At 48.6% G+C, this 3,873-nt stretch carries 5 protein-coding genes; 1 reads left to right on the top strand and 4 read right to left on the bottom strand.

Annotation, left to right across the window (positions count from 1 at the left end):
- The 3 genes from A3750_RS18420 to A3750_RS18410 all read right to left on the bottom strand — a co-directional run.
- The coding region (locus A3750_RS18420; protein ID WP_197475145.1) for a metallophosphoesterase at positions 1-368 on the bottom strand (368 nt) is incomplete at its 3' end.
- Positions 369-626: 258 nt separating this feature from the next.
- Positions 627-1,106: a DUF1249 domain-containing protein gene (locus A3750_RS18415; protein ID WP_231871875.1), complete on the bottom strand. Its 480-nt coding sequence runs from the start codon at positions 1,104-1,106 to the stop codon at positions 627-629.
- Positions 1,096-1,719, bottom strand: a complete 624-nt coding sequence (locus A3750_RS18410) for an NUDIX domain-containing protein (protein WP_068458642.1) — start codon at positions 1,717-1,719, stop codon at positions 1,096-1,098. Before A3750_RS18410 ends, A3750_RS18415 begins: the two co-directional genes overlap by 11 nt.
- A 182-nt stretch (positions 1,720-1,901) precedes the next feature.
- Here A3750_RS18410 and A3750_RS18405 point away from each other — a divergent pair, with 182 nt between their 5' ends.
- The gene (locus tag A3750_RS18405; RefSeq protein ID WP_082873353.1) at positions 1,902-3,254 is read left to right on the top strand and encodes a TolC family outer membrane protein; all 1,353 of its coding nucleotides are present in this window, start codon (positions 1,902-1,904) and stop codon (positions 3,252-3,254) included.
- Between the two features lie 29 nt (positions 3,255-3,283).
- On the opposite strand, the gene A3750_RS18400 is transcribed toward A3750_RS18405, so the two are convergent.
- On the bottom strand, positions 3,284-3,873 hold a 590-nt coding region (locus A3750_RS18400), incomplete at its 5' end, for a glycosyltransferase (protein ID WP_156498723.1).

The raw sequence follows: 3,873 nt of genomic DNA, 5'->3' as shown, positions 1-3,873 counted from the left end.
GGAGACAGGGAGTCCAGCAGGACCAACTGCCACGCACCAAGCTTTAAGACTTTATCAAGCTCCGCACTTTCTCCTATCACCTGAGACATATTCTGGCGGTGATCATGGTTTCCGGGAAACCAGCGAATTGGGCACTCAAATTCAGCGAGCTCATCTTTCATTGTCTGATACGCAGCGATGGAACCATCCTGCGAAATATCGCCCGTCACCAAAATGCAATCCGGCGCGATCCCTTCGGCTTTAACCTCGTTAAGCACAGCAATCAGACTTTCGTAGGTATTCATTCCCAACAAGTCTTTGCTGCGATCTTCATTGAGATGGCAGTCCGTTATGTGCAGCACCTTAACTGCACTTCCCTTCTCTTGCATTTGTCGTCGGCTCTAAGTGTTTTGCAGACCACGGATAGTCGCGGATTGCATTATTTTACAATTTATTCTTCTAGTAATAATGGTTCAGGTATGCGAATCGGTCAAAATTGTTATTAGTGTCGCGTTAGCTAGCTCACAAATCTAGGGCAATTTCCCGCCAAACACCGTTCTATCTATGCAACATTTTCCGGCAATACTCGCTTCAAGATGGCTTAACGGAATAATATTCTCTAAGTGAGCGATTGTCTTATGGGCAATTCACAGTTTATCGGGGCTAAAGGGGTGCGTATCACAAATCCCAAATCTGAGGCAAAATCCCAGCCATTCGGCAAGAAAGCGATTCAACTGAACCTTTTCATCTGGGTGATGCATAAACTTGTTCGGATAGTCGTTTCTACCCTCAAGAGGGCGATGCCCACGACTACTAATGACTTCCGCGACGCCCGCATCGTGATACATGCGTACCGTCAGCACCGGATTATTCAACCACTGCCCTGCGGTGGATGTTTGCTGCAACAATATAGTATCGGTGTACTTTGAGCTCTCGATATTCTTAGCGTTTACAGTGCCGATATAATGCGCGCCATTGTAAAGCAGGATATTTAACTCATCATCTTCGCCAACAAGATGCAGCAGTTTCATGATTCTTCGATAGTTACTCTCAAAAAGAGCACCAAGTTGGACAATATCGGGCACGTATTTTTTACGGCGCATGTTTTGACTGGATTTATTGGTCAAAATCGCCACTCCAAACATCATCAACTCGCGTTTTATTGAGCAGCAACCACTGAATAGCAATAATAGCGGGCGAGTTATCAATTTCGCCACGACTTAGCATGGAGACGGCTTCGGGGAGATCAAGTACATGCACCTTAATGTCTTCCCCTTCTTCGGCCAGCCCGTGGACACCACCTAGGGCCCGCGCATCAACCAGCCCCAGAAAGAGATGAATACGTTCAGTGGAACCACCGGGAGACGGAAAAAAATCATATATGGGCATCAGATCTAGTATGTGCGCATCCGCTTCTTCTACTGCCTCGCGACACGCTACCTCTTCTGGCGCTTCGCCCTGTTCGTTAATGCCGGCCACCAACTCCAACATCCACGGCGAATCGCTGTGCAACAAACCTCCTGCCCTAAATTGCTCAACGAGCACTAGCGCCTGCAGAGAGGGGTCGTACAACAAAACACACGTTGCATCACCTCGAACAAACACTTCTCGCGACAGCGTAGGGCTCTGTGATCCATCAAACCGAGTGTGCTGAAAATGATAACGCACAAGCTTGAAAAAGCCTGAAAAACACACCTCCTCGTTCACCAACTGCCAATCATCATGCGAGTAGGTTTTCATAACGCTCCGGTATACAAAAGATTTTGGAACATGCCTTTCCAACGCGCGCCCACTTATTCGAAGCCGCAGTGTAGAGTTATGGATATTTATTGTCCATAATGGCGCTACTGTCGAAACACGACATAGATGCCAAAAGCACCTAGCCAACAGCACCTATACAGAAATGAGGAACTCGAGTAGTAATGAACACTTTCGCAAAACTAGTCCTGAGCACAGGGATCGCCTGCTCTATTGGTACGAACATAGCTTACGCAGATACCTATGATCTGGCGCAAATGTACCAAAGCGCAATTAGTTACGATGCAGACATTGCTGCGGCGGAGTCCGCTTACAAGGCCGAGCAGGAACAAGAAAACAGTGCCTTAGCTAGCCTATTGCCGCAGCTCGATGCAACGGCAAGCAAAGGCTTCACTGACCGCGAAGTAAAGGAAGGCTCTGGCACTTCCGACTCATACGAAACAACGGCATACGGCGTCACCCTAACCCAGCCTCTTTTGAGCATGCCTAGCTGGTACACTTTGTCCGCTGCGGAGTTCGGCTCTGCACGAGCTGAAGCAGAGTACCTCGCTGCACAGCAAGACCTTATTTTAAAAGTGGCAGAAGCGTATTTTGACGTTCTTCGTTCAGAGGTAGATCTGACAGCGAGCCGCGCGCTTGAAATTGCCGTAAAGCGTCAGTATGAACAAGCCAAAGAACAGTTCGATGTTGGACTAATCGCGATCACCGATGTGCATGAAGCGAAAGCCTCTTACGACTCATCGCAAACCACCAGAATTCGAGTCGAGGGCGCACTGACGATTGCACGCGAGACTCTTTCGCGCATCACAGGCCAGTACGCAACGAACCTCAAAAGCTTATCGGAAGAGTACCCGATAAGCATCGATCCAACCGAGAAAATCGATTCTTGGGTTGCCAGCTCTCTTGAAAACAACCTTTCGGTGATCGCCGCACAGTTTGGCGTTAAAGCCTTTGAAGCGGATTATAAATCGAAGCGCTCGGGCCACTACCCGACGCTTACTCTAACTGCAGGACTCAATGATACCTCTCTTGATAACTATAAGCAGGGGCTGCCTCCCGCCAACGGTGCTTTGGGAACGGAAGAAAGCAATATCGCCCTAAACTTTAACCTGCCTCTCTATTCTGGCGGCGCAACACAAGCAGCCTCTAAGCGCTCAAGATTCTTAGCCGAGCAAGCACGCCATCAACTTACCTCAGCGCAACGTTCCGCAGAAATACAAACTCGTTCAGAGTTCATCAATCTAAGAACGAACGTACAAACCGTAGAGTCATTGCAACAAAACATTGTCTCTCGTGAAAGTGCGTTAGAGGCAACACGAGAGGGATACAACGTAGGGACTCGAAACATTGTTGAGGTGCTGGATGCAGAGCGAAACTACTTTACCGCATTGCGTGATCACGCGAGTGCGCGCTTCGACTTCGTTATCAGCGGTTTAAAATTGAAACAGGCGGCTGGTACGCTCACAGAAGAAGACGTCTTAGCAATTAACAACTATCTCATCGAGGCATCTAACTAAAGCAGAGCTTTACCACTTTAGACTTTTTGTTAATTGAAAAAAGGAGCGATCGCGTCAACCACACGACCGGTCGCACCTTTTCCTCTCTCAACAACGGCATACGCTTTTTCACCCTTCGCTCTCGCAATATCAGGGCATTCAATCAAGCTTCTTAACGCTTCAAATAGCTCGTTCTCATCGGCAACGGTTTGCAGCGCTCCACTATCCATAAATTCCTGGCAGATCATTTGAAAGTTAAAGTAATGCGGACCTATCAGCATGGCCTTGCCTAACGCGCCCGGCTCAATCGGGTTATGCCCACCCACCTCAGCGAGCGAACCGCCTATAAACACCAAGTCACTCGCCGCATAAAAGCGCATTAATTGGCCCATCGCATCCAGAACATAGACATCGTCTTTTGCGCCAATCAAGGGAGACGAACTGAATCGGCTGGTTTGGAATCCCGCCTCAGATGCCTGATCGTATGCAGACTCGAAACGCTCAGGATGCCGTGGAACCAAAATCAACGTTAAGGAAGGAAAATGCTGCTTGAGCTGACGGTGTACTGAAAGCACTTTCGCATCTTCACCCTCGTGCGTGCTCGCCGCAATCCAGATTGTTGTGTCATCAGGCACATTTT

The sequence above is a fragment of the Oleiphilus sp. HI0079 genome, assembly GCF_001635105.1.
The sequence above is the reverse complement of the archived record's forward strand: the minus strand, read 5'-3'. Positions and strand labels throughout refer to the sequence as shown.